This is a genomic window from uncultured Sphingomonas sp., from assembly GCF_964237155.1.
In the GTDB taxonomy this organism is placed as follows: Bacteria; Pseudomonadota; Alphaproteobacteria; order Sphingomonadales; family Sphingomonadaceae; genus Sphingomonas.
Window position 1 is genome coordinate 1 of the sequence record NZ_CAXSHH010000041.1, and the last position, 22,980, is coordinate 22,980.

Genomic DNA, 22,980 nt, shown 5'->3' on the forward strand with positions numbered 1-22,980 from the left:
TGGTCGACAAGGGATCGACGACGCGCGACATCGTGGCCGCGCCCGAGGGCGACGGGCAGGACGCGCGCGCGGCGGCGGGCGGGACGCCGGCTCCGGCGGCAACTCCTTCGCCCAGATGACCTTCTTCGATCCTCCCCGAACCCGTTCGGGGAGGACCGGGAAGTTCAGAACGCGGCCGTGAGACTGAACACCACGGTGGCGTCGGCGATCTGGCCGGTGCCGTCCTGGCCTTTCGAGAAGCTGGGCTGGAGGTAGGCGGCCTGCCGCCAGGAAATGTCGGTGTCGACATACGCGGCGCCGAGCGTCAGCGGCGTGCCGGGGATCACGAAATCCGCGCCCACCAGCCAGTCCCAATATTTGCCGGTCGGCGCGACGCTGGTGGCGAACGGCCCCAGGCCCCGGTTGCCGTCCGAATAGCCGATATGCCCCTTCAAGGTGAGCGGCAGGCCCGGCGCGCCGACGGCTGCGTCGCCCCAGAGATACAGGTTGTCGTTCGTGTCGCCCTCGTCGTCATAGACGCCGTTCGCGGCGGACGTGCCGTTGAAGTAATAGTTGCCCAACGCCTGCTGCTTGGGGGCGTAGGCGACGCCCGCTGTCAACGAGAGCGGGCCGGCGGTGCCCGACAGCTTGGCGTACGGTTCGAGGAAGTCGGTGTTGTCGAAGCCGCCCGGATACATGTACCAGGTCACGCCCACATCGACCGTCGCGGCCTCGGTCGGCTTGAACTTGTATCCGGCGAGGAGGTCGAGTTCCATGTTGGCGCCGCCGAAGGTGCCCCAGCCGGCCAGGTTCGATGCCCAGAAGCCGCCATACAGGCCGCTCTGGTGGTTGAGCGTGACGCCGCCCTGAACGGCGAGCTGCTCGTCCGACTGCGATACGCCGCGAAACCGGTAGTCGGAGACGAGCGCGACCGACCCCGTCACGGTGAGCGCGGCGGGCGGGTCGGTGTCGGCGGGCGGCGAGGGAGTGGCCCCGGGCGGCACGGCGGCGTCCTGCGCGGCGACGGGTACGGACAGGAAGGCCAGCGCGAGGCCGGCGGCGGTGGTGACGAGACGCATCGTAGCCCTTTCGAAAAGGAAGCGAGGTCCCCGCCTGCGTTGTGCTCGGTAGGCGCGTCTGTGGAGTGTGGACCCCCGCGCGCCGGATCGTGCGACGGGGGAGATGTGACAGGGGTAGTCGCGGTGCACAACCCCGTTCGTGCGCCGGGTCAGGTCGTGGCGGCAAATCGTGCGAGGCCGGCGTCGAGGTCGGCGATGAGGTCGTCCGGGTCCTCCAGCCCGATCTGGAGGCGGACCATCGGGCCGGCCTGGGGGCGCTTGGCGACGATGCGGTGGCGGTGGGGGTCGACGGGGAGGGCGAGGCTTTCGAAGCCGCCCCAGCTGTAACCGATGCCGAACAGCCGGAGGTCGTCGATGAGCGCGGTTCGGGCCGCGTCGGTGCCGCCGTTCAGCGTGAACGAGAATAGGCCGGACGCGCCGGTGAAGTCGCGACGCCATAGATCGTGGCCGGGGTGGTCCGGGAGCGCGGGGTGGAGCACCTCGGCGACCTGGGGCCGGGCGGCGAGCCACCGCGCGATGCGGAGCGCGGAGGTCTCGTGCTGTTTCAACCGGATCGCCATCGTCCGCAGCCCTCGGCTGGCGAGCCAGCAATCGTCGGGGCTCGCCACCTGGCCGAGCTGGCGGCTGGTGCTCAGCAAGCAGGGCCAGAGTTCGGGGGTGGCGGTGACGCTGCCGAGCATCGCGTCCGAATGGCCGACGACGTATTTGGTGCAGGCCAGGATCGCTAGGTCGACGCCGTGCTCGATCGCGCGAAAGTTGAGGGGCGTGGCCCAGGTATTGTCGAGCAGCGTGACGCAGCCGCGCACGCGGGCGGCGGCAGTGATGGCGGGGACGTCCTGGATCTCGAGGGTGAGGGAGCCGGGCGACTCGAGGAACACCGCGCGGGTGCGCTCGCCGATCAGCTCGGCAATCCCGCCGCCGATCAGCGGGTCGTAATAGCGGGTGGCGATACCCATCCGCTTGAGCAGCCCGTCGGCCATCGCGCGGGTAGGGTCGTAGGCGGAGTCGACGAGGAGCAACTCGTCGCCGGGCGAAAGGACGGCAAGCAGCGCGGCTGCGACGGCGGCGACGCCCGATGGGTAGAGGAAGGTGCCGGCCGCGCCCGGCTCCAGCTCGGTCAGCGCGTCGGCGAGCGACCATTGCGTCGGCGTGCCGCGACGGCCGTAGAACAGGCGGTGGTGGCTGTCGCCCGCGAGCCCGGCACGGAGGTCGGCGACCGTGTCATAAAGGATCGTGGAAGCGCGCCAGACGGGCGGGTTGACGATCCCGCCCGTCCATTCGGGCCGCCGCCCGGCGGTGACGACGCGGGTGGCGTCGGCGATCGGACGGCCGGGTGGGGGGTCGTCGTCTGAATGATCGGACATCGCCTCCCTCTACCGTTCGCCCTGAGCTTGTCGAAGGGTCGTTCTTCTCGCTGCTGACGGCCAAAGAAAAAACGATCCTTCGACAAGCTCAGGACGAACGGAAGGGAGCGCGCGAGGCAGGTGCCTAACGCTTCACGCCGCGCCCATGGCCTTGGGCGTGCTCCGATCGGCTCCCCATTCGGACCAGGAGCCGTCATAGACCGCCGCCTCGTTGCCGAGCAGATGCGCGCCGAACGCCAGGACCGAGGCGGTGATGCCCGAGCCGCAGCTGGTGACGAGCGGCTTGGCGAGGTCGATGCCCGCGCCCTCGAACGCGGAGCGGAGCGCGTCGCCCCGCTTCCACGTGCCGTCGGCCTCGAACAGCTCGCCGACGGGGAGGTTGCGGGAGCCGGGGATGTGGCCGGCGCTGGTGGCGGGGCGCGGGTCGGGCTCCTCGCCGGTGAAGCGCGCGGCGGAGCGGGCGTCGAGGACCTGCTCGGTCCCGCTGTCGACGTTGGCCTTCATCTGGTCGAGGGTGCGGACGCCCTTGTCGTCGGCCCAGACGGTGAAGTGACGATGGCGGAGGTGCTCCTTGCCGCTGGCCGTCTCGCGGCCCTCGGCGCGCCATTTCGCCAGACCGCCATCGAGGATCGCCACATCATGCGCGCCGAAGGTGCGGAGCATGAACCACGCCCGCGCCGAGGTGTGGAGGGGCGAGTCGTCGTACAGGACGATGCGGCTGCCGTCGCCCAGGCCCAGCGACTGCATGCGGCTGGCGAACTTTTCGGCGCGCGGGAGCATCATCGGCAGGTCGCTCGAGGTGTCGGCGAGTTCGGCCAGATCCATGAACACCGCACCGGGGATGTGCGCGGCCTCGTATTCGGCCGCGGGCCGGCGGCTGTGTTCGGGGAGGAAGTAGCTGGCATCGACGACGCGCAGGTCGCTCGCCCCCAGCTCGCCGGCCAGCCATTCGGTCGAAACCAACGCGTCCATGTCATGCTCCCTTGTTCGGTGGCGGTGGTCAGTAAACGGGCGCGCCCGCTTCGTCGAGGGAGGCGAGGTGGCTTGCGGCTTGCGCGCGGGTCGCGGCGCGTTCGGCGGGGGCCATCTTGTCCCAGGTGCGGTATTGCATCGACAGGCGGCGGTTGCCGCGCAGCTTGTCCTCGTTCCTGGCCAGGAAGTCCCAATAAAGCGAATTGAACGGGCACGCGCCCTCGCCGGTGCGCCTGAACACGTCGTAGCGGCAGCGGCCGCAATAATCGGACATGCGGTCGATATACTTGCCGGACCCGGCGTAGGGCTTGGAGCCGAGCAGGCCGCCGTCGCCGAACTGGCTCATGCCCAGCGTGTTGGGGAGCGACACCCATTCGTACGCGTCGATATAGATCTCGAGGTACCATAGATGGACATCGAACGGGTCCGCGCCGATCAGCAGCGCGTAATTGCCCGTCACCATCAGCCGCTGGATGTGATGGGCGTGCGCGGTCTCGAGCGTCTGGTCCAGCGCCTCCTTCATGCAATGCATGTCGGTCTCCCCCGTCCAGTAGAAGGCGGGGAGCTTGCGCGTATTCTCGAAGAAGTTGCGGTGGACGTAGTCGGGCCCTTCACGCCAGTAGATGCCGCGCATGTATTCGCGCCAGCCGATGATCTGGCGGATGTAACCCTCGACCGAGTTGAGAGGGGCGCGGCCGGCGCGGTATTCGGCCTCGGCGCGGCGGCACAGGTCGAGCGGGTTGAGCAGGCCGGCGTTCAGGTAGGGCGACAGGATAGAATGCCAGAGGTGGCGCTGGCCGGTCAGCATCGCGTCCTCGTAATCGCCGAACTTGGGCATGGCGTTCGCGAAGAAGGTGTCGGCCTGCGCGCGCGCCTGGTCGGCGGTGACGGCGTAGTCGAAACCGTCGAGGCCGCCGGGATGATCCGGGAAGCGGGCGGCGACGAGATCGAGCACGCCTTGCGTGATCGCGTCGGGCGCGAACGATAACGGGCGTGGCATGAACAGGTCGGCGGTGGCGGGCTTGCGGTTCTCCTTGTCGAAGTTCCAGCGGTCGCCCTCGGGCTCGCGGCCGTTCATCAGCAGGCCGGTGCGGCGGCGCATGTCGCGGTAGAAGAACTCCATCACGAGCTGCTTGCGCCCCTCCGCCCAGGCATCGAAATCGGCATGGCTGGCGATGAAGCGGTCGTCGGTATGGATCGCGACGGGGATGCCGAACATGGTCTCCCATGCGTCCATCATCCCCCGGACGCGCCACTCGCCGGGCTCGGTCACGGCGATGCGCGCGGGGGCGTGGCGGGCGACGGAGCGCGCGACCTCGCCGGTGAAGGAGCCGGTACTGTCGGGGTCGTCCAGCTCGACATAGTCGACGATCCACCCATCGGCGCGCAGGGCCTCGGCATGATGACGCATCGCCGACAGGATGAAAGCGATCTTACGGCGGTGGTGGCGGACATAGGTCGTCTCGTCGACGACCTCCATCATCAGGATGACCGTCGTGGCCCGATCGCGGCCGTGAAGCGAGGAGAGGTCGGGCGAGAGCTGGTCGCCCAGGACGGGAACCAAAACGTCGCAAGCTGGCGGGGTCGGCATCGAAAGCTATATAGGACGGTGATGACCCCGTTGCACCTCGGCCAGACCAGTTCGCTGCCCCGTTCCCCGGCGGAGGCGGTGCTCGATTACGTGCCCAACCCGCGGCCGGGCCGCACCTATCTGGTGCGGTTCGCCGTGCCCGAGTTCACATCGCTGTGCCCGGTGACGGGGCAACCCGATTTCGCGCATCTGGTGATCGACTATGCTCCCGGCGAGACGATCGTCGAGTCGAAGTCGCTCAAGCTGTTCCTGGGCTCCTTCCGCGATCACGCCGCTTTTCACGAGGACTGCACCGTCGGGATCGGCGAGCGGCTGTGGACCGAGATGAAGCCCGGGTGGCTGCGAATAGGCGGTTACTGGTATCCGCGCGGCGGGATCCCGATCGACGTGTTCTGGCAATCAGGCGCGCCGCCTGTCGATCTATGGCTGCCCGATCAGGGTGTCGCGGCCTACCGAGGGCGCGGCTGAGGTTGCCGTGAATTCATGCTGCGTCGCGGCGAGATCGTGAAACTTTTCGACGCGATCCATGTTATAGTGAACGGCACGGTCGAGCTATATGCGCGACATGCATCATAGAGGTAGGGGCATGGGTAAGTCGACGGATGTCGCAAAGGTCGAACGGGTCGCGTTGATTGGCAATTACCTGCCGCGCAAGTGCGGGCTCGCCACCTTCACCACCGATGTCCATGTCGCGTTGAAAGAACGCTACCCTGATCTCGCGATCGACGTGTATGCGATGGACGACCATCCCGGCCGCTACGACTATCCCGCCGCCGTCACCGCATCGATCTCGGAAAACGACCCGCTCGCCTATGCCGAGGCGGCGCGCGCGATCGAGGCGTCGGGCGCCTCAGCGATCCTGGTCCAGCACGAGTTCGGCATCTACGGCGGGTCGGCGGGCGAGTACCTGCTGGGGTTGCTCGATCGGACCACGCTGCCCGTGGTGGTGACGCTGCACACGGTGCTCGAGACGCCCGACCATGATCAGCGACGCGTGATGGAGGCGTTGCTCCGACGCTCGGCGCGCGTGATCGTGATGGCCGAGCGCGGGCGCGAGATATTGGAGCGGGTATACAGCGCGTCGGCGCGCCAGGTGGTGGTGATCCCGCACGGGGTTCCCGACCGCCCTCTGGTCGATCCCGAGACGTTGAAGGGCCGTTTCGGTTGGGCGGGGCGCGAGGTGGTGTTGACCTTCGGCCTTCTGTCGCCGGGCAAGGGCATCGAGACGGTGATCGAGGCGTTGCCGCGGCTGGTCGAGCGCCACCCGGACATGCTCTATGTCGTGCTCGGGTCGACGCACCCCAACCTCGTCGCGCATGAGGGAGAGGCGTATCGGGAGCGGCTGCAGGGACAGGCGGCGAGGCTGGGCGTCGAGCGCAATCTGGACCTGGTCGACGGGTTCGTCGACAATGAGACGCTGCTGGACCGGCTGCAGGCGGCCGACGTCTATGTGACGCCGTATCTGAATCCCGCCCAGATCACGTCGGGAACCCTCGCCTACGCGGTCGGCGTTGGCAAGCCGGTGGTGTCCACCCCGTATGTCCACGCCACGGAGATCCTGGCGGACGGGCACGGCGTCCTCGTGGATTTCAAGGACGCGGACGGTTTCGCGTGCGAGATCGACCGGCTGCTTACCGATGACCGCGAGCGGAACGCGTTGTCGGCGCGCGTTTATGCGCGCGGGCGGACGATGATCTGGCCGGCGCTGGCCGAGGCGACGATGCGCGAGGTCGAGCACGCGGTCGCGGCGCGGCCGAGCCGGATCGCCGCACCCAAGTCGATGCGCCCGCTGCTCCCCGACTTTTCGGCCGTCGAGCGAATGAGCGATTCGACGGGCATGCTCCAGCACGCGATCTATTCGATTCCGGATCGCCGCCACGGTTATTGCATCGACGACAACGCCCGCGCGCTGATCCTGACGACGCAGATGCCCGAGCTGGACGATCCGGCGCGCGACAAATGGACGACGATCTACGCGTCGTTCGTGCAGTACGCCTGGAACCCGGACGTCCGGCGCTTCCGCAACTTCATGCGGTACGACCGCAGCTGGTGCGAGGATGTTGGGTCGGAGGACTCGAACGGTCGTACGCTATGGGCGCTCGGCGTCACCGCGCGCGACGCGCGGTTCGGCAAGCACCGCGACTGGGCGGTGTGGATGTTCGACACGACCGCCAGCCTGTCATTCGAGCTCGGCTCCCCGCGCGCGCAGGCGTTCGCGATGCTGGGCGCGGCGGCGATGCTGGAGGCGTGCCCCGGTCACCGATTGGCGCTCGAGATCCTGCAGCGCTTCCCGGACGCGCATCTGGCGCTGCTGGGAGAGGCGCGGCGGCCCGAATGGCGCTGGTTCGAGATCGTGCTGGCCTATGACAACGCCCGGCTGCCGCAGGCGCTGATCCGGGCCGGCATGGCCCTGGGGAGGGACGACCTGATCGCGTGCGGGACCGACACGCTCGATTGGATCATCGGCAAGCAGACGAGCCCCGAAGGCCGGTTCCGCGCGGTAGGATCGGAGAGTTTCGGGCGCATATACGCCGAGCCGCTTCCGTTCGACCAGCAGCCCCTGGAGGCGCAGGCGACGATCGACGCCTGCCGCGCCGCCTTCGCCGCGACGGGCGACCGGCGTTGGGTGGCGGAGGCGGAGCGCGCCTATCGGTGGTTCCTGGGCGTCAACGACCTCGACCTGCCGCTCGCCTCGACGGGCGACGGCGGGTGTTTCGACGGATTGATGCCGACCGGCCTGAACCGCAACCAGGGCGCGGAATCGATCCTGGCGCTGCAACTGGCCAACTGCGCGATTTCGACGCTTTCCATGGGCCTTGGAGACGTGGCAAAGGCGCCTCGCGCCGCCGCCTGAGCGATCGCACGGTTTCGGGAGGGGCGCGTTCAAGCGATGGAGTTGTTCAACCACCGGCTGAGGCTGCATGCCGACCCGTCGCGGGTCGTGGTCCGTCCGTTCCACATCGCGTCCAAGAAGGTGAGCGACGGTCCGAGCCGCACCGAACGGCTGGTGGGCGAGGTGCTCGGCATGACGGAGGCGCAAGCGCTCGAGCTGCTGGAGATCGTGCTGAAAGACTTTGAAGCGCGGCATTGGCAGACCCGGCGCGTGTTCATGGCGCGGTACGACGAGATCGAGGATTTGATGAACCTCGACGGCGCGGCGATCAGCGACGGGAAGCGCCAGCTGATCGGGGCGTATTTCTGCCACGAATACTCTTACGCCGCCGCCGCTTTGATGAACCCCAGCGCGGTGCCGCATTTCGACCAGTCGGGAATGCAAGCCGGGTCGATGCGCATCCTGATGTCGCTCCGCGCGGTCGGCGAGGGGCATATCTCGTCGGTGGCGTTCCGCGAGGCGATCATCACCGACGAGAACGAGCTGCTGCTCGCCCCCGAGCCGCCCTTCGCGACCGCGACCGACACGGACGGCCCGCACGACGCCGAGGAGCTGCCTAGCGGGCCGGTGACTGTGCATCGCCACCGCGATTCGACGCTGTCGGGCACCGTCATCTTCCCGATCACGCAGGCGCAGACCAAGGGACTGGAGGATCTGCGGATCGTCCAGTTCACGCATGACGACGGCGAGCTTGAATGGATCGGCACCTACACCGCCTATAACGGATCGGTGATCCAGTCGGAACTGATGCGGACGCGCGACTTCCGCGCGTTCGACTTGGTGCCGATGACGGGCGGGGCGGCGCGCAACAAGGGCATGGCGTTGTTCCCGCGCAAGGTCGCGGGCAAGTACATGATGATCGGCCGATCGGACGGCGAGAACCTGTTCCTGCTCCAGTCGGACGACCTGACGCATTGGGAGGACGGGGAGATGATCCTTCGTCCCGAATTCGGGTGGGAGCTCGTCCAGATCGGCAATTGCGGACCGCCGATCGAGCTGGACGAGGGATGGCTGCTGCTGACGCACGGCGTCGGCGCGATGCGCAAATACTCGATCGGGGCGGCTTTGCTCGACAAGAACGATCCGTCCAAGGTGATCGGGCGGACACGGGAGCCGCTGCTTGCGGCGAAGGACCAAGACCGGGAGGGGTACGTCCCCAACGTCGTCTATTCGTGCGGCGCGATCCGGCAGGGGGGGACGTTGTTCATGCCCTACGGCATCGCCGATTCGTCGGTCGGGTTCGCGTTCGTGCCGATCAAGGACCTGCTCGCGGCGATGTGATGGCAGCGGTAAGACGGGTGTCGCGCGCGTCTTGCGGTCTGTCAATCGCTGCTGTGATCTGTGTTGTATCCATTCGGGATTCAGGCGAACCGAGGGAACGCCTCTCCCGGACACCCGTTTCCTTGGGCCATGCTGAATCCCGTCACACCGATGTTTCCCTGGGCCCACGAGGCGCAGGACGATCTGGAGCGGCTGCTCCACACACATGTGGCGGAGGCCGCGTTCCCGTGCGTCGGTGCCAAGGCGGCGCTCGCCAAGGGCACGCTCGAGGTGCTGGCGTGCAACTCGATCGACTCCGCGTGGGACGATCTGCGCATTCATGACGGTTTGATGCGCCTCGCCGACGCGTATCGGCGCGACCGGGCGTTGTTCCGCAGCTTCGCGGTCGTGTTCGAGGGGCCGGACGACCTGTGCGAGACCGAGTTCGAGCGGGCCTTGTGGAGGCGTGCCCAATCATTGTCGGACAAGGACGTGTGGCGCGGCCAGTCCTATGACGGGACCGTCAGCCCGGACCCGACCAACCCGCATTTCTCCTTGAGCTTTGGGGGCGAGGCGTTCTTCATCGTCGGCCTGCATCCGAACGCCAGTCGGCCGGCGCGGCGTTTTGGGCGGCCATGCATGGTGTTCAACCTGCACGACCAATTCGAGATCCTACGCGCGCAAGGGCGATATGAGGGCATGCGCGAGAAGATCATGGTGCGCGACGAGGCGCTGGCCGGGTCGCGTAACCCGATGCTCCAGCGTCACGGCGAGGCGAGCGAGGCGCGGCAATATAGCGGACGCGCGGTCGGGTCCGATTGGGCCTGCCCGTTCCGTTATGCCGGCGCGGACGCCGGTATGGGCGATTGAGCGAAACGGTCGAGATACCCGAACGAAGCGGGACGGCGTTCACGCTTCGGACGGGGGACCTTTTAATGGTGATCGATCCTCGGGGCGAGCAGGTCGCCGACCTGCTGGCGTTCGATGCGACGGACATACGCGAGGCGATCTCGGCGGGACGGACGTTCGACTATGCCGAACGCATCTATCTGACGACGGGCGACAAGCTATATTCGAACCGGTCGAACGTGTTGCTGGAGATCGTGGAGGATACGGTCGGGCGGCACGACTTTTTGCTGACGCCGTGCTCGTTCGCGACCTTCGACCATTTCTATCCCAAGCTGCCGCGACATCGGGGCTGCTTCGGCAACCTCGTCGCGGTGCTACAGCCGTACGGGATCGAGCCGGACGCGATCCCGAGCGCGTTCAACTGTTTCATGAACGTGCCTGTGGACGGCGAGACGGGTCGCCTGCGGGTGCTGCCGCCGATCTCGAAGGCAGGGGACCGGATCGTGTTCCGGGCGGCGCGCGACCTGATCGTCGGGCTGACCGCGTGTTCGGCGCCGGACTCGAACGGGGGGACGTTCAAGCCGATCCATTACCGGGTGGATCGGGCGCTCGCTTAGCCTACGTCACCCCGGACTTGTTCCGGGGTCCATCGTTGTGCATCCCCTCCGTTTGCCGAAAACGCACAACGATGGATGCTGGACCAAGTCCGGCATGACGAAAGGGGGATAACCTTTGACCGAACCGCTCCGCATCGCCCTGGCCGGGCTCGGGACCGTGGGTGCCGGCGTGATCCGCCTACTCGATGCGAATGCCGAGTTGATCGCGCGGCGGGCGGGACGGGCGATCGTCGTGAGCGCGGTGTCTGCGCGCGACCGGCATAAGGATCGTGGGGTCGATCTGGCGCGCTTCGCCTGGGAGGACGATACGCGCGCGCTTGGCGAGCGGGGCGACGTGGATGTCGTGGTCGAGCTAATCGGCGGGTCGGACGGCCCGGCGCTCGCCCTGGCGCGCGGGGCGTTCGCGGCCGGCAAGGGGCTGGTGACCGCGAACAAGGCGATGCTGGCGCATCATGGGCTGGAGCTGGCGCGCGCGGCGGAAGCGGCGCGCGTTCCGCTCCGGTTCGAAGCTGCGGTGGCGGGCGGGGTGCCGGTCGTGAAGGGCTTGCGCGAGGGCGCGGCGGCGAACCGGATCGCGCAGGTCTACGGCGTGCTCAACGGTACCTGCAACTTCATCCTGTCGCGGATGGAGAGCGAGGCGCGCGATTTCGACGAGGTGTTGGCCGAGGCGCAGGCGATGGGGTTCGCCGAGGCCGATCCCAGCTTCGACATCGACGGGGTGGATGCGGGGCACAAGCTGGCCATTCTGGCGTCGCTGGCGTTCGGGACCGAGCCGGCGTTCGACGACGTGGCGCTGGAGGGTATCCGGCACGTGCTGAGGGCCGATATCGCCGAGGCGGCGGCGCTGGGGTACCGGGTGCGGTTGTTGGGGATGGCGGAGGCGAGCTCCGCGAGACTGTTCCAACGTGTCCATCCCTGCCTGGTGCCGGTGTCGCACCCGCTGGCGCATGTGACGGGCGCGGCCAATGCGGTGGTGGCGGAGGGCGATTTCGTCGGGCGATTGCTGTTCCAGGGCGCGGGGGCCGGGGCGGGGCCGACCGCGAGCGCGGTGGTGGCCGACCTGATCGACATCGCGCGCGGCAATGTCGGCCCGCCGCTGTCGATGCCGTCGGACCTGCTGACGCCCGCCGTCCGGGCCGAGCCCGGCGACCGGCGCGGGCGGGCGTATCTGCGCTTCACGGTCGCCGACCGGGTCGGCGTGCTCGCCGAAATCGCGGCGGCGATGCGCGATGCGGGCGTGTCGATCGAAAGCCTGATCCAGCGCGGCGTGCAGGCGGACGGAAGCGTGTTGGTCGCGATCGTCACCCACGAAGGCCCGGAGCGGTGCGTAACGGCGGCGCTGGAGCGGCTACGCGGATCGCAGAGCGTGGCCGGACGGCCGATGCTGATGCACATCCTGGACTGAGCGGGTCAGTCGAGCGGGATCGGCACGCGTTTGGATTTGTCGGGTCTGGTCCTGGTCGCGTCCTTGATCAAGCCGACCAGCCCGCCGACGATCGCCGACGCGATCGGCGCGCCGAAGCCGACCTGGCAGCCGCCCAGCCGCGCCGGGCAGGGCGCGACCTCGGCGGCGAGAGCGGTGCGGGCGCTGAGATGGGGGTTGGACGCGACGGGGCCGGACGGGACTACCTCATCCGGGAGAGGTAGACGCTGGCTGAGCTGGGTGGAGGGCGCGCAAACGACGACGTCATCACCGGCGGCATCGCGCTTGCGACAATCCTGCGGCGGCGTGGGGACGAGAATCGAAAAGCGGTCGGGCGGGGGTTGTTGCGTGAGGAGGAGAAGGGTCAGGACCATGGAGCGTCTCCGCATATTACCAACACCAAAAAGGCCGCCACCCGGGATGCGAGCGGCGGCCTAATCATTGTCCGATGAGCCCGCGTTAGCCGCGAAGGCGGACGGCGGTGAATTGTCCGGCGCGTTGACGCTGTATATACAACAGCACCTGCTCACGGCCACCAGAGCGGGCGGCTGCAACAGCGGCATTGAGTTCGGCGGCGGTGCGGACCGGCTGGCGGTTGACCGATACGATCACGTCGCCGCGCCGTACTTTTTGCGCGGCGTCGCTCGACGGATCGACGCCCGCAACCGCGACGCCCGTCACCGTGGGTTCGATGCCGATCGAGCGTGCAATCTGCGGCGTGAGTGGGACGACGTTGAGGCCAAGCGGATTGGCTGTGGGAACACGCTGGGCGGGGCCCGTATCCTCGGGCAGGCCGTCCGCACCCGGACCGCCATTAAGCGCGGCGATCTGTTCAGCCGACGGGCGGGTGCCCGCGGTGGCGTTGATCGTCAACGGACGGCCGTCACGGATCACGTCGAGGCGGACGGCCGCGCCCGGAGGAGCGGCGGCGACGAGGTAGCTGAGTGTCTGGTCGGGGGAGACATCGCGCCCGTTGACGCGGGTTACGACGTCGCCCGCACGGAGCCCCGCGCGCTGCGCGGCCTCGCCCGGCTCGATGCGGCTGATCAACTCGCCGTGATCCTTGGGCAGGCCGAGCGCAGAGGCGAGATCGTCGTCGATCGTCTGGATGCCGACACCCAGATAGCCACGGCGGACCGACGCACCCTTCATCAGCGTATCGATGATCGGCTTGGCCTCCTCGGCGGGGATGGCGAAGCCGATGCCGATGTTGCCGCCCGACTGCGAGAAGATCTGGCTATTGATGCCGATCACGTTGCCGTTCAGGTCGAACATCGGGCCGCCCGAATTGCCCTGGTTGATCGCGGCGTCGGTCTGAATGAACCGCTCGCGCCCACCGCCCTCCGTGACGCGCTGGACCGCCGAGACGATGCCCGCCGTCACGGTGCCGCCGAGGCCGAAAGGATTGCCGATCGCGACGACCCAGTCGCCGACACGCGTGCGCGCCGAGTCGCCGAAGCGCACGAAAGGCAGGCCGGTGGCGTTGATCTTGAGCAGCGCCAAGTCGGAATCGGGATCGCGGCCGACGACGCGCGCGGTATATTCCTTGCGGTCGGGGAGCGTCACGGTGATCGAGTCGACGGTGGCGCCCCGTGCGCCGGCTGCGATCACGTGGTTGTTGGTGACGACATAGCCGTCGGCGGAGATGATAAAGCCCGAACCGAGCGACGCGCCCTGGCGACGCTGGGGCGGGCCACCTTGCTGGCCACCCTGACCTTGGCCGCCGAACTGGCCGAACAACTCGGCGAACGGCGTACCCTGGAACGGGTTGGCCGCCTGCGTAACTTGAATTGACTGTTTGGTGGAGATGTTGACGACCGCGGGCTGAAGCCGCGCGACCATATCGGCGAAGCTCATCGGCGCGCCGCCGCGCGGCGCGGCCGACTGGATCATCCCCGGCTCGTTCTGCGCAGTCTGCCCGGCATAGTTCTGAGCCGAGGAAGGGTTGAGCGCGATGGTCGCGGTGGCACCGCCAAGGAGCAGGGCACCGGTGATGGCATAAGCAAAACGCACGGTGGAAACGATCCTCTCGATCAAACAACCAGCAGGGCACTACCGGACTGGCGAATGGATGCTGAACGCCGTTTGAATGTGAATGAAGATGTCAGGCTGCGGGTCCACGCTTTCAAGTGGCGGTAGCCGTTCAACGTCGGCCTTGAAAATTGCGGAGGTAATCGTTGTTGGGGGACAGGATCACCGAGGTCGACCCGCCCGGCTCGGGCCCGCCATCCGCGCCGAAGGTGCGACGATAGCTCTGCATCGCCCGGTAGAAGTCGTAGGCGCCCGCATCCTTGTTGAACGCCTCGGCATAGATGCGAGCGGCGTTGGCGTCGGCCTCGGCGCGGACGATCTGCGCCTGCTTTTGCCCCTGCGCGCGGATGGTCGCGGCTTGTTGCTGGCGCGCGGTGCGCATGCGCTGGAGCGTCGATTCGAGCGGAGACCCGCTCGGCAGGTCGGCATGCTTGATGCGCACATCGACGATCTGGACGCCATATTGACGCGCGACGCGGTCGAGCTCGCGCTGGATGTTGTTCATCACCCCCTCGCGCTCGTCGCCGAGCAGGACGGCGAAGGGCCGGCGGCCGAGCTCGTTGCGGATGGCATTGCCCAGCAGCGGGCGGAGCGCGTCGGTGACGCCGGACTCGGAACGCGCGGTGTTGACCATCAGCAGCGGGTCGACGACGCGGAAGCGCGCGAACGCATCGACCTGTAGCCGGAGCTGGTCGGATGAGAGAACCTGCTGATCGTCCTGCTCGACATTCAGCACACGCTTGTCGACCCAAACGAGCCGGTCGAAGAACGGTATGCGCGCGATAAGCCCCGCGCCCGTTCGACCGAACTGCTCGCCCGGCCGGTATTCGTTGATCGTACGGACGGGCTCCTGGAGGCGGAGGACGACCGCCTGCTTGGTCTCGGGCACGACGGCGAAGGTCGCCGCCGCCAGGATGACCGCGAGCAGCGCAAGGACGCCGAGCACGACAGGGTTGCGGAGCAGGGCGGGGTTCACTGGCCTGCTCCCGGCTGCGTCGCGCCCGTGGGAGCGTTGAGCACCTCACGCGCGGCGACGGGCGGCTCGGCGGTGCGGCGGCCGCGATCGAGGGGGAGGTAGGGCGTGACGCCGCCGGGAGTCTCGACGATCGTCTTGTCCGTCTTGGCCAGCACGGCCTCCATGGTCTCGTAATACATACGGCGGCGGGTGACTTCGGGCGCGAGGATGTATTGCGCGTAATAGGCGTTGAACGACGCGGCCTCGCCCTGGGCGAGCGCGAGCTTCTGCTGGGCGTAGGCCTGCGCCTGGTTGAGGACGGTGGAGGCGTCCTGCTGCGCGGCGGTCACGTCCTTGAACGCCTCGTTGACGCGCTCGGGCGGGTCGGCCTGCTTGACCGCGACGCCCTGGATGCGGATGCCGGACTTATACTCGTCGAGGACGCGCTGCATCCGGTCGCGGACCTGCTGCTCGACGAGCGTGCGGCCAGGGCCGATCGCCTGATCTAGCGTTACATTTGCCACCGCCTCCCGCACCGCGCTCTCCGCGGTGGCGCGGACGGTCGCGGTCGGGTCGGCGAGCTGGAAGATATAGCTTTCAGGATCGCCGATGTTCCAGCGGATCGAATAGGCGAGGTCGATCAGATTTTGGTCGCCGGTCAGGACGAGATTCTCGCCGCCACCATCGGGGAAGTTCTCCTCGCGGAAAGCGGTCACGTCTACCTTCTCGACGCTGGCGAAGGGCGCGGGCGCAGTCAGGCGTATGCCGGGCTCGAGCGTGCCGCTATATTGACCGAAGGTGGTCACCACCGCGCGCTGCTGCGGTGCGATGTTGTGGACGGAAGTGAACAGCACCCATAAGAGCAGAATCACGCCGCCGCCGATCAGCCATACGGTGCGCGGCGGTGGGCTGGGAAAGCCTGCGGGCAGACCACCTCCGCCCCCGCCGCCGCCCTGTCCGCGCGCCTTGCGCAGGAAGTCGTCGAGCGCGGTCGGCTTTTGCGGGCCCTTTCGGCCGCCGGGAGGCACCGCCCAAGGATTACGGGGAGGCGTGGGGGTACCGCCGCCGCCTCCCGAGCCGCCATCGCCGCCCCAAGGATTCGCATTCAATATGGTCGGGCGGCCGAACCAGCCCCGGATGCTCGTCATGGTAGCTTTATAAGGATGCTTGGGATCGAAAAACAGTGGCGCGTGCCCGCTTCGGTCCTAAGTCGTCGGCCATGATTGACACCGTAGCAATTCGGGCGGCGGTGGCGGCCGCCGCAGGTGACCGGGCGAGCGTTCGGATCGACGGCGCGCGGGTCGGCGTTGTGATCGACGCGACCGGTCTGGAGGCGGACGAGCGCGACGCGCTGGAGGCGCGGGTGCGCGCGGCGGCGGCGGGGCCCGGCGTCGCGGAGGTGCGGGTGGCGGTCACGGCCGAGCGCACGACGCGGCGGCTGTTGGCGGTGGCGAGCGGCAAGGGCGGCGTCGGCAAGTCAACGCTAGCGGCCAACCTGGCGATCGCGCTGGCGAGAAGCGGCCGGCGTGTCGGGCTGGTCGACGCGGACATATACGGCCCCTCGCAGCCCAGGCTGATGCGCGCAGAGGGCATGCGGCCGGAGGCGCGAGACAAGCAGTTGCTGCCGGTGACAACGCCCTACGGCGTGCCGATGCTGTCCATGGGGCAACTTGTCGAGCCCGGGCGCGCGCTGGCGTGGCGCGGGCCGATGGCGGCGGGGGCGCTGGGGCAGCTAGTCGATGCGGATTGGGGCGCGGCGGACCTGCTTCTGCTCGACCTGCCGCCGGGGACGGGAGACGTACAGCTGACGATGGTGCAGAAGCACAAGCCTGCGGGCGCGGTGATCGTATCGACGCCGCAGGACCTGGCGCTGATCGACGCGGCGCGCGCGATCGACCTGTTTCGGACGGCGGGGGTGCCGATCATCGGGCTGGTAGAGAACATGGCAGGATACGTATGCCCCGCGTGCGGGGAGGTTTCCGATCCGTTCGGGCGCGGGGGAGCGGAGGCGGAGGCGGCGCGGTTGGGGATCCCGTTCCTCGGGCGGGTGCCGCTGGCGATCTCGATCCGCGAAGCGTCGGACGCGGGGGAGCCGCCCGCCGCGCTGGAGGGGGACACCGTGTTCCGCCCGATCGCGCAGTTGGTGGCCGAGTGGTTGCGGGCGCACTGAACCGGGGGGCGTCGGCGGCGTTCTCCATTACCGACAGGAGGACGACCATGCCGTTGACTCGGGACGAGGACATCAAGGCGCTGCTAGAGGGCGCAAAGACGATCGCGATGGTTGGCGCGTCGGAACGGCCCGACCGGCCGAGCTACCGCGTCATGAAGACGCTTCAGGAGCATGGCTACCGCGTGATCCCGATCAATCCGCAGATCACGGGCGAACATATCCACGGCGAATTCATCTTCCGCGAGCTGGCGCAACTGGGCGATCCGATCGACATCGTCGACATCTTCCGTCGGTCGGACGCGGCGGGCGAGGTGGTGGACCAAGCGATCGCGATCGGGGCCAAGGCGGTGTGGATGCAGCTGGACGTGATCGACGAGGCCGCCGCCGCGCGGGCGGAGGGGGCGGGGCTGAAGGTGGTGATGGACCGCTGCCCGGCGATCGAGATCCCGCGGCTGCGCGTCGCGGCGGTGGCGCGGGCGGGGTAGCGCCGGGCCGTTCGGCTTGGCAGGATGGCGTCTTCCCACCCACCATCCGGAGCGCGCGACCGCATGTCCTCCCTGTTTCGTCGCAAGATCGTCGATCTGGATGCCCGGCCGGAGGGTGAGCGGTTGGCGCGGACGTTGTCGTGGCCGCATTTGGTCGCGCTGGGCGTGGGGGCGATCGTAGGGACGGGCATCCTGACCTTGATCGGGGTTGGGGCGGGGCTGGCCGGGCCGGGGGTGATCCTGTCCTTCGCGATCGCGGGGGCGATCTGCGCGTGCGCGGCGCTGTGCTATGCCGAGATGGCGACGATGATCCCGGCCTCGGGGTCGGTCTATACCTACAGCTACGTGGTGCTGGGCGAGGTGATCGCGTGGGTGATCGGCTGGTCGTTGATCCTCGAATATTCGCTCGTTGTGTCGACGGTGGCGGTGGGATGGTCGGGATACGCCTCGCCGCTGCTCGCCGCCGCGTTCGGCTTTCCGGAGGCACTGGCGAACGGACCGGGGGCGGGGGGCATCGTCAACCTGCCCGCGGTCGTGATCATCGCGGTGGTGGCGGGGCTACTGTGCCTGGGCACCAAGGAGTCGGCCACGCTGAACGCGGCATTGGTGGGGATCAAGATCGTCGCGCTCGCGGTGTTCGTGGCCGTGGCGCTGCCCTATTTCGACGGCGCGAACCTCAAACCTTTCATGCCGTACGGGTTCCCCAAGAGCGTCGGCGCGGACGGGGCCGAGCGCGGGGTGATGGCGGCGGCGGCGATCATCTTCTTCGCCTTCTACGGCTTCGACGCGATCTCGACTGCGGCAGAGGAGACGAAGGATCCCGGGCGCGACCTGGCGATCGGGATCGTCGGGTCGATGGTCGCTTGCGTCGCCATCTACATGCTCGTGGCGGTGACCGCCGTCGGCGCGCTGTCCTACGCGCGCTTCGCCGGGTCGGCCGAACCGCTGGCGCTGATCCTGCGCGAGATCGGGCGGCCGGGGGTGGCGCGGTTCCTGGCGGTATCGGCGGTGATCGCGCTGCCGACGGTGCTCCTCGCCTTCCTGTTCGGGCAGAGCCGCATCTTCTTCACGATGGCGAGGGACGGATTGCTCCCGCCATCGCTGGCGACCGTGTCGCGGCGGGGGACGCCCGTCCGGATCACGCTGGCGACGGCGGCGGTGGTGGCGGTGATCGCCGGGCTGCTGCCGCTGGGCGAGATCGCGGCGCTGGCCAATGCGGGGACGCTGGCGGCGTTCGTCGCGGTGGCGGCGTGCGTGCTGGTGATGCGGCGGCGCGATCCGGCGGGGGCGCGAGCGTTCCGGACACCGATGGCCTGGGCGGTCGCGCCGTTCGCGATCGGGGGGTGCCTGTATCTGTTCTGGAGCTTGCCGAGTTCGACGCAGCTGTATTTCCTGCTGTGGAACCTGCTCGGGCTGGCCTTCTACTTCCTCTACGCCCGGCCACGCGCGGTCGCGGGGCGGGGATGATACGAACGGCTCAAGAAGCCGACAGCGCGGCGGTGGTCTCCCTTTGGCGAGTATGCGGGTTGACCCGGCCTTGGAATGATCCGGATGCGGATTTCAGGCTCGCGCTTCGGGGAGCAGGTTCAACGGTGCTGATCACGCCGACTGACGGCGCGCTGGTCGGAAGCGTCATGATCGGCTTCGATGGCCATCGCGGATGGCTGTATTATCTCTCGGTCGATCCGGCGCACCGGAGCCAAGGCATCGGTCGCACGCTCGTCGAGGCGGCCGAGCGTTGGCTGGCGGCAAAAGGATTGCCCAAGGTCCAGCTTATGGTCCGTTCGGAGAACCAAGCCGTACAAGGGTTATATGAGCGGTTGGGTTATGAGCCGCAGCTTGTGGTCGTTTTCGGGAAACGGCTGATGGTGAGCGCTAACTAGAGACCACCCCTATCCGTCATGCCGGGCTTGACCCGGCATCCCGCTTCTCCTCGGCTACCGAAGCGGGACCCCGGATCAAGTCCGGGGTGGCGAAGAGGTAGGAGTGGGTCCCTACGCCGCCAGCTTTCGCAGGACGTATTGGAGGATGCCGCCGCTCAGGAAATATTCGAGCTCGTTGACGGTGTCGATGCGGCAGCGGGTCTCGATCCGCTCCACCGAGTCGTCGGCGCGGGTCAGGTGGATGGTGACGTCCTGGCGGGGGCGGATGGCGGTGACGTTCTCGATCGTGAAGGTCTCCGTGCCGTCGAGCCGCAGCGTCTTGCGGTCGACGCCGGCGGCAAACTGGAGGGGGAGGACGCCCATGCCGACGAGGTTCGAGCGGTGGATGCGCTCGAACGACTCGGCGATGACGGCGCGGACGCCGAGCAGGTTCGTCCCCTTGGCGGCCCAGTCGCGGGACGAGCCGGTGCCGTATTCCTTGCCGGCGATCACGACCAGCGGCGTGCCGTCGGCCTTGTGGCGCATGGCGGCGTCGTAGATGGGCATGAGCTCGCCGTTGTAGCTGGACATGCCGCCCTCGACGCCGGGGACCATTTCGTTCCGGATGCGGATGTTGGCGAAGGTGCCGCGCATCATCACGTCGTGATTGCCGCGGCGGGCGCCGTAGCTGTTGAAGTCGGCGCGGCTAACCTGATGTTCTTGCAGGTAATTCCCGGCGGGACTGTCCGCCTTGATGCTCCCGGCCGGGCTGATGTGGTCGGTGGTGATGGAGTCGCCCAGAATCGCGAGCGGCTTGGCGTCGCGGATGTCGCCGACGGGGGCGGGGGTCATGGTCATGCCGTCGAAATATGGCGGATTGGCGACATAGGTGCTGCCCGCGCGCCACCCGAACGTATCGGAGACGGTGACGTCGACGCCCTGCCATTTCTCGTCGCCGCGATAGACGTCGCCATAGCGCGCGCCGAACATGCCCGCGTCGATGTTGGCGTCCATGACGGTGCGGACCTCCTCGTTCGAGGGCCAGATGTCCTTGAGGTACACGTCCGCGCCGTCGGTCCCCTGGCCGATGGGGGTCGTGACCATGTCCTCGGTCACGGTGCCCTTGAGCGCGTAGGCGACGACGAGCGGGGGGCTGGCCAGGAAGTTGGCGCGCACGTCGGGGGAGACGCGGCCCTCGAAATTGCGGTTGCCCGACAGGACGGAGGCAGCGACGAGGTCGTGCTCGTTGATCGCCTGGCTGATAGGTGCGGCGAGCGGGCCGCTATTGCCGATGCAGGTGGTGCAGCCGTAACCGACGAGGTTGAAGCCCATCGCGTCGAGGTCGGCCGTGAGCCCGGCCTTGGTCAAATAGTCGGTGACGACCTGCGAACCGGGGGCGAGCGAGGTCTTGACCCAGGGCTTCGGCGTCAGGCCCAGCGCGCGCGCCTTGCGGGCGACGAGGCCGGCGGCGACGAGGACACTGGGGTTCGAGGTGTTGGTGCAGGAGGTGATCGCGGCGATCACCACGTCGCCGTCGCCGATATCGTGGTCGCGGTCGTTGACGGCGACGCGGGCGGCGCGGTCCTTCTGATAGACCTTGTGGAGGTCGCCGTTGAAGACCTCGTCGACCTTGTTGAGCGAGACGCGGTCCTGCGGGCGCTTGGGCCCGGCGAGGGAGGCCACGACCTCGGCCATGTCGAGACCCAGCGTGTCGGTGAAGATCGGATCGGGGGTGCCCGCGTCGCGCCAGAAGCCGTTGGCCTTCGAATATGCCTCGACCAGCGCGATCGTCTCGGCCGGACGGGCGGTCAGGCGGAGATAGTCGATCGTCTTGTCGTCGACGGGGAAGAAGCCGCAGGTCGCGCCGTATTCGGGGGCCATGTTGGCGATCGTCGCGCGGTCGGCGAGCGTCATGTGGTCGAGGCCGGGGCCGTAGAACTCGACGAAGCGGCCGACCACGCCCTTGGCGCGGAGCATCTGGGTGACGGTGAGGACGAGGTCGGTGGCGGTGATGCCTTCGCCGAGCGCGCCCGTGAGCTTGAAGCCGACGACCTCGGGGATGAGCATCGAGACAGGCTGGCCTAGCATCGCCGCCTCCGCCTCGATCCCGCCCACGCCCCAGCCGAGCACGCCCAGGCCGTTGACCATTGTCGTGTGGCTGTCGGTGCCGACGAGCGTGTCGGGATAGGCGATGGTGGTGCCGTCCCCATTCTCACCGGAAACTTCCGACGACCAGACGGCCTGGGCGATGTATTCGAGGTTGACCTGATGGCAGATGCCGGTGCCGGGCGGCACGACCTGGAAATTGTCGAGCGCCTTGCCGCCCCATTTCAGGAACTCGTAGCGTTCGATGTTGCGGCTGTATTCGAGTTCCATGTTGTCGTTCATGGCGCGCGGGGAGCCGAACTCGTCGACGGTGACCGAGTGGTCGATGACGAGGTGAACGGGGACCTGCGGGTTGATCTTGGCGGGGTCGCCGCCGAGTTTCGTGATCGCGTCGCGCATCGCGGCCAGGTCGACGACGCAGGGGACGCCGGTGAAGTCCTGCATCAGCACGCGCGCGGGACGGTACTGGATCTCGCGGTCGGAACGCGCGTCGCGCTGCCAGTCGACGATCGCCTGGATGTCGTCGAGCGTGACGGTGGTCCCATCCTCGAACCGGAGCATGTTCTCGAGCAGCACCTTCATCGAGAAGGGCAGGCGCGACACGTCGCCGAAACGATCGGCGGCGGCGGCGAGCGCGTAATAGCCGTAGGTCTTGCCGCCGACATCGAGGGTGCGGCGGGCGTTCAGGCTGTCCTGGCCGATGGCGGTCATTGGGGATCCTCAAGGAGTATCGGCGGGGGCCGTGCGCCCGGGGAGGCGGGAGCGGCTTCTCCCGCGCGGGCGTGGACCGCGGACACGTCAAATCGTTTACGACCTGGGCCTTAGCAAGCGGCGGGGAGCGGGGGAAGGGCGGAGCGCGACGGGATCGCGCCGGACCCTCGCTCGCTACTGGGCGGCACGTTCCTAAGCGAGGATGGTTGCGCGGCACTGTGAATATTCTTGTGGACGACCGCAAATGGAAATCTTGATCAATAACTTTCCCGCCGCCCTAAGTTATTGATCCTAATGACCATCGATCCAGTGGCCGGATCGATGGTCCCGTACCTCGGCGCTTGTTTTGTTCTTGGACATCCCAAGAACGCCCTTTCCTGACGGGATCGCATCATGTGCCTGCTCGACGACCGCGAATATTACTCGAAGCGCATCATCACGTCGCGCGAGCTGGCCGCGCGGGCCGCCAGTCCGGAAGTCGCGAAAATACATTCCGACTTCGCGGCCGTTTACGAACGAGCCCTTTCGATCATGGCGCCGGAATCGCCGACCATGGCATCCGGCGTCGCCCAGTTCGGCTGACGCATGCGGCGGTGGAGGTAGTTCTCGTCGAAGCCGGCGATCTGGACGAGC

The 22,980-nt window shown here is 67.9% G+C and carries 20 protein-coding genes and 1 pseudogene; 12 read left to right on the forward strand and 9 right to left on the reverse strand.

Annotation, left to right across the window (positions count from 1 at the left end):
• Positions 1 to 119 (forward strand): annotated as a pseudogene (locus ACFE71_RS10005) (DUF3035 domain-containing protein); the annotation flags it as partial.
• Between the two features lie 45 nt (positions 120 to 164).
• On the opposite strand, the gene ACFE71_RS10010 reads toward ACFE71_RS10005, so the two are convergent.
• From ACFE71_RS10010 to ACFE71_RS10025, 4 genes are all read right to left on the reverse strand, one after another.
• On the reverse strand, positions 165 to 1,058 hold the full coding sequence (locus ACFE71_RS10010) for a TorF family putative porin (protein ID WP_375428645.1): 894 nt from the start codon (positions 1,056 to 1,058) through the stop codon (positions 165 to 167).
• A gap of 149 nt (positions 1,059 to 1,207) precedes the next feature.
• Complete coding sequence (metC, locus tag ACFE71_RS10015; RefSeq protein WP_375428646.1) at positions 1,208 to 2,422, reverse strand: cystathionine beta-lyase; 1,215 nt, start codon at positions 2,420 to 2,422, stop codon at positions 1,208 to 1,210.
• Between the two features lie 132 nt (positions 2,423 to 2,554).
• The gene (sseA, locus tag ACFE71_RS10020) at positions 2,555 to 3,394 is read right to left on the reverse strand and encodes a 3-mercaptopyruvate sulfurtransferase (RefSeq protein WP_375428647.1); all 840 of its coding nucleotides are present in this window, start codon (positions 3,392 to 3,394) and stop codon (positions 2,555 to 2,557) included.
• A gap of 28 nt (positions 3,395 to 3,422) precedes the next feature.
• Positions 3,423 to 4,985, reverse strand: a complete 1,563-nt coding sequence (locus ACFE71_RS10025) for a cryptochrome/photolyase family protein (RefSeq protein WP_375428648.1) — start codon at positions 4,983 to 4,985, stop codon at positions 3,423 to 3,425.
• A 21-nt stretch (positions 4,986 to 5,006) separates the two neighbouring features.
• Between ACFE71_RS10025 and queF the strand changes: the two genes are divergently transcribed.
• The 6 genes from queF (at position 5,007) to ACFE71_RS10055 (ending at position 12,009) form a co-directional block, all read left to right on the forward strand.
• The gene (queF, locus tag ACFE71_RS10030) at positions 5,007 to 5,453 is read left to right on the forward strand and encodes a preQ(1) synthase (protein WP_375428649.1); all 447 of its coding nucleotides are present in this window, start codon (positions 5,007 to 5,009) and stop codon (positions 5,451 to 5,453) included.
• 118 nt (positions 5,454 to 5,571) lie between these two features.
• The gene (locus ACFE71_RS10035; protein ID WP_375428650.1) at positions 5,572 to 7,839 is read left to right on the forward strand and encodes a glycosyltransferase; all 2,268 of its coding nucleotides are present in this window, start codon (positions 5,572 to 5,574) and stop codon (positions 7,837 to 7,839) included.
• Positions 7,840 to 7,875: 36 nt separating this feature from the next.
• Entirely contained in the window at positions 7,876 to 9,159 is a 1,284-nt protein-coding gene (locus ACFE71_RS10040) for a glycoside hydrolase family 130 protein (protein ID WP_375428651.1), read from the forward strand.
• Between the two features lie 129 nt (positions 9,160 to 9,288).
• Entirely contained in the window at positions 9,289 to 10,008 is a 720-nt protein-coding gene (gene gntA / locus ACFE71_RS10045) for a guanitoxin biosynthesis heme-dependent pre-guanitoxin N-hydroxylase GntA (RefSeq protein ID WP_375428652.1), read from the forward strand.
• On the forward strand, positions 10,005 to 10,604 hold the full coding sequence (locus ACFE71_RS10050; protein WP_375428653.1) for a DUF1989 domain-containing protein: 600 nt from the start codon (positions 10,005 to 10,007) through the stop codon (positions 10,602 to 10,604). The genes gntA and ACFE71_RS10050 overlap by 4 nt, the downstream gene beginning before the upstream one ends.
• A gap of 115 nt (positions 10,605 to 10,719) precedes the next feature.
• Positions 10,720 to 12,009 (forward strand): homoserine dehydrogenase, encoded by a 1,290-nt coding sequence (locus ACFE71_RS10055; RefSeq protein WP_375428654.1) that lies wholly within the window; start codon positions 10,720 to 10,722, stop codon positions 12,007 to 12,009.
• 5 nt (positions 12,010 to 12,014) lie between these two features.
• Here ACFE71_RS10055 and ACFE71_RS10060 read toward each other — a convergent pair whose 3' ends face one another.
• The 4 genes from ACFE71_RS10060 to hflK form a co-directional block, all read right to left on the reverse strand.
• Positions 12,015 to 12,401, reverse strand: coding sequence for a hypothetical protein (locus ACFE71_RS10060; RefSeq protein WP_375428655.1), 387 nt, complete (start codon positions 12,399 to 12,401; stop codon positions 12,015 to 12,017).
• An 85-nt stretch (positions 12,402 to 12,486) separates the two neighbouring features.
• Positions 12,487 to 14,040, reverse strand: coding sequence for a Do family serine endopeptidase (locus ACFE71_RS10065; RefSeq protein ID WP_375428656.1), 1,554 nt, complete (start codon positions 14,038 to 14,040; stop codon positions 12,487 to 12,489).
• Positions 14,041 to 14,170: 130 nt separating this feature from the next.
• On the reverse strand, positions 14,171 to 15,034 hold the full coding sequence (gene hflC / locus ACFE71_RS10070) for a protease modulator HflC (protein WP_375428657.1): 864 nt from the start codon (positions 15,032 to 15,034) through the stop codon (positions 14,171 to 14,173).
• The gene (gene hflK, locus ACFE71_RS10075) at positions 15,031 to 16,161 is read right to left on the reverse strand and encodes a protease modulator HflK (RefSeq protein ID WP_375428658.1); all 1,131 of its coding nucleotides are present in this window, start codon (positions 16,159 to 16,161) and stop codon (positions 15,031 to 15,033) included. The genes hflC and hflK overlap by 4 nt, the downstream gene beginning before the upstream one ends.
• A 71-nt stretch (positions 16,162 to 16,232) precedes the next feature.
• On the opposite strand from hflK, the gene ACFE71_RS10080 reads away from it, so the two are divergent.
• From ACFE71_RS10080 to ACFE71_RS10095, 4 genes are all read left to right on the forward strand, one after another.
• Positions 16,233 to 17,183 carry an Mrp/NBP35 family ATP-binding protein gene (locus ACFE71_RS10080; protein WP_375428659.1) on the forward strand — a complete coding sequence of 317 codons (951 nt, stop codon included), beginning with the start codon at positions 16,233 to 16,235 and terminating at the stop codon, positions 17,181 to 17,183.
• Positions 17,184 to 17,230: 47 nt separating this feature from the next.
• Positions 17,231 to 17,668, forward strand: coding sequence for a CoA-binding protein (locus tag ACFE71_RS10085; protein WP_375428660.1), 438 nt, complete (start codon positions 17,231 to 17,233; stop codon positions 17,666 to 17,668).
• A gap of 63 nt (positions 17,669 to 17,731) precedes the next feature.
• Complete coding sequence (locus ACFE71_RS10090; RefSeq protein ID WP_375428661.1) at positions 17,732 to 19,135, forward strand: amino acid permease; 1,404 nt, start codon at positions 17,732 to 17,734, stop codon at positions 19,133 to 19,135.
• A complete protein-coding gene (locus tag ACFE71_RS10095; RefSeq protein WP_375428662.1) occupies positions 19,132 to 19,551 on the forward strand; it encodes a GNAT family acetyltransferase in 420 nt (139 codons plus the stop codon). Before ACFE71_RS10090 ends, ACFE71_RS10095 begins: the two co-directional genes overlap by 4 nt.
• A gap of 111 nt (positions 19,552 to 19,662) precedes the next feature.
• Here the strand turns inward: ACFE71_RS10095 and acnA are convergent, their stop codons facing one another.
• Positions 19,663 to 22,347, reverse strand: a complete 2,685-nt coding sequence (acnA, locus tag ACFE71_RS10100) for an aconitate hydratase AcnA (protein ID WP_375428663.1) — start codon at positions 22,345 to 22,347, stop codon at positions 19,663 to 19,665.
• A gap of 393 nt (positions 22,348 to 22,740) precedes the next feature.
• Here acnA and ACFE71_RS10105 point away from each other — a divergent pair, with 393 nt between their 5' ends.
• Complete coding sequence (locus tag ACFE71_RS10105; RefSeq protein WP_375428664.1) at positions 22,741 to 22,929, forward strand: hypothetical protein; 189 nt, start codon at positions 22,741 to 22,743, stop codon at positions 22,927 to 22,929.
• The last annotated feature ends 51 nt before the right edge of the window (positions 22,930 to 22,980 follow it).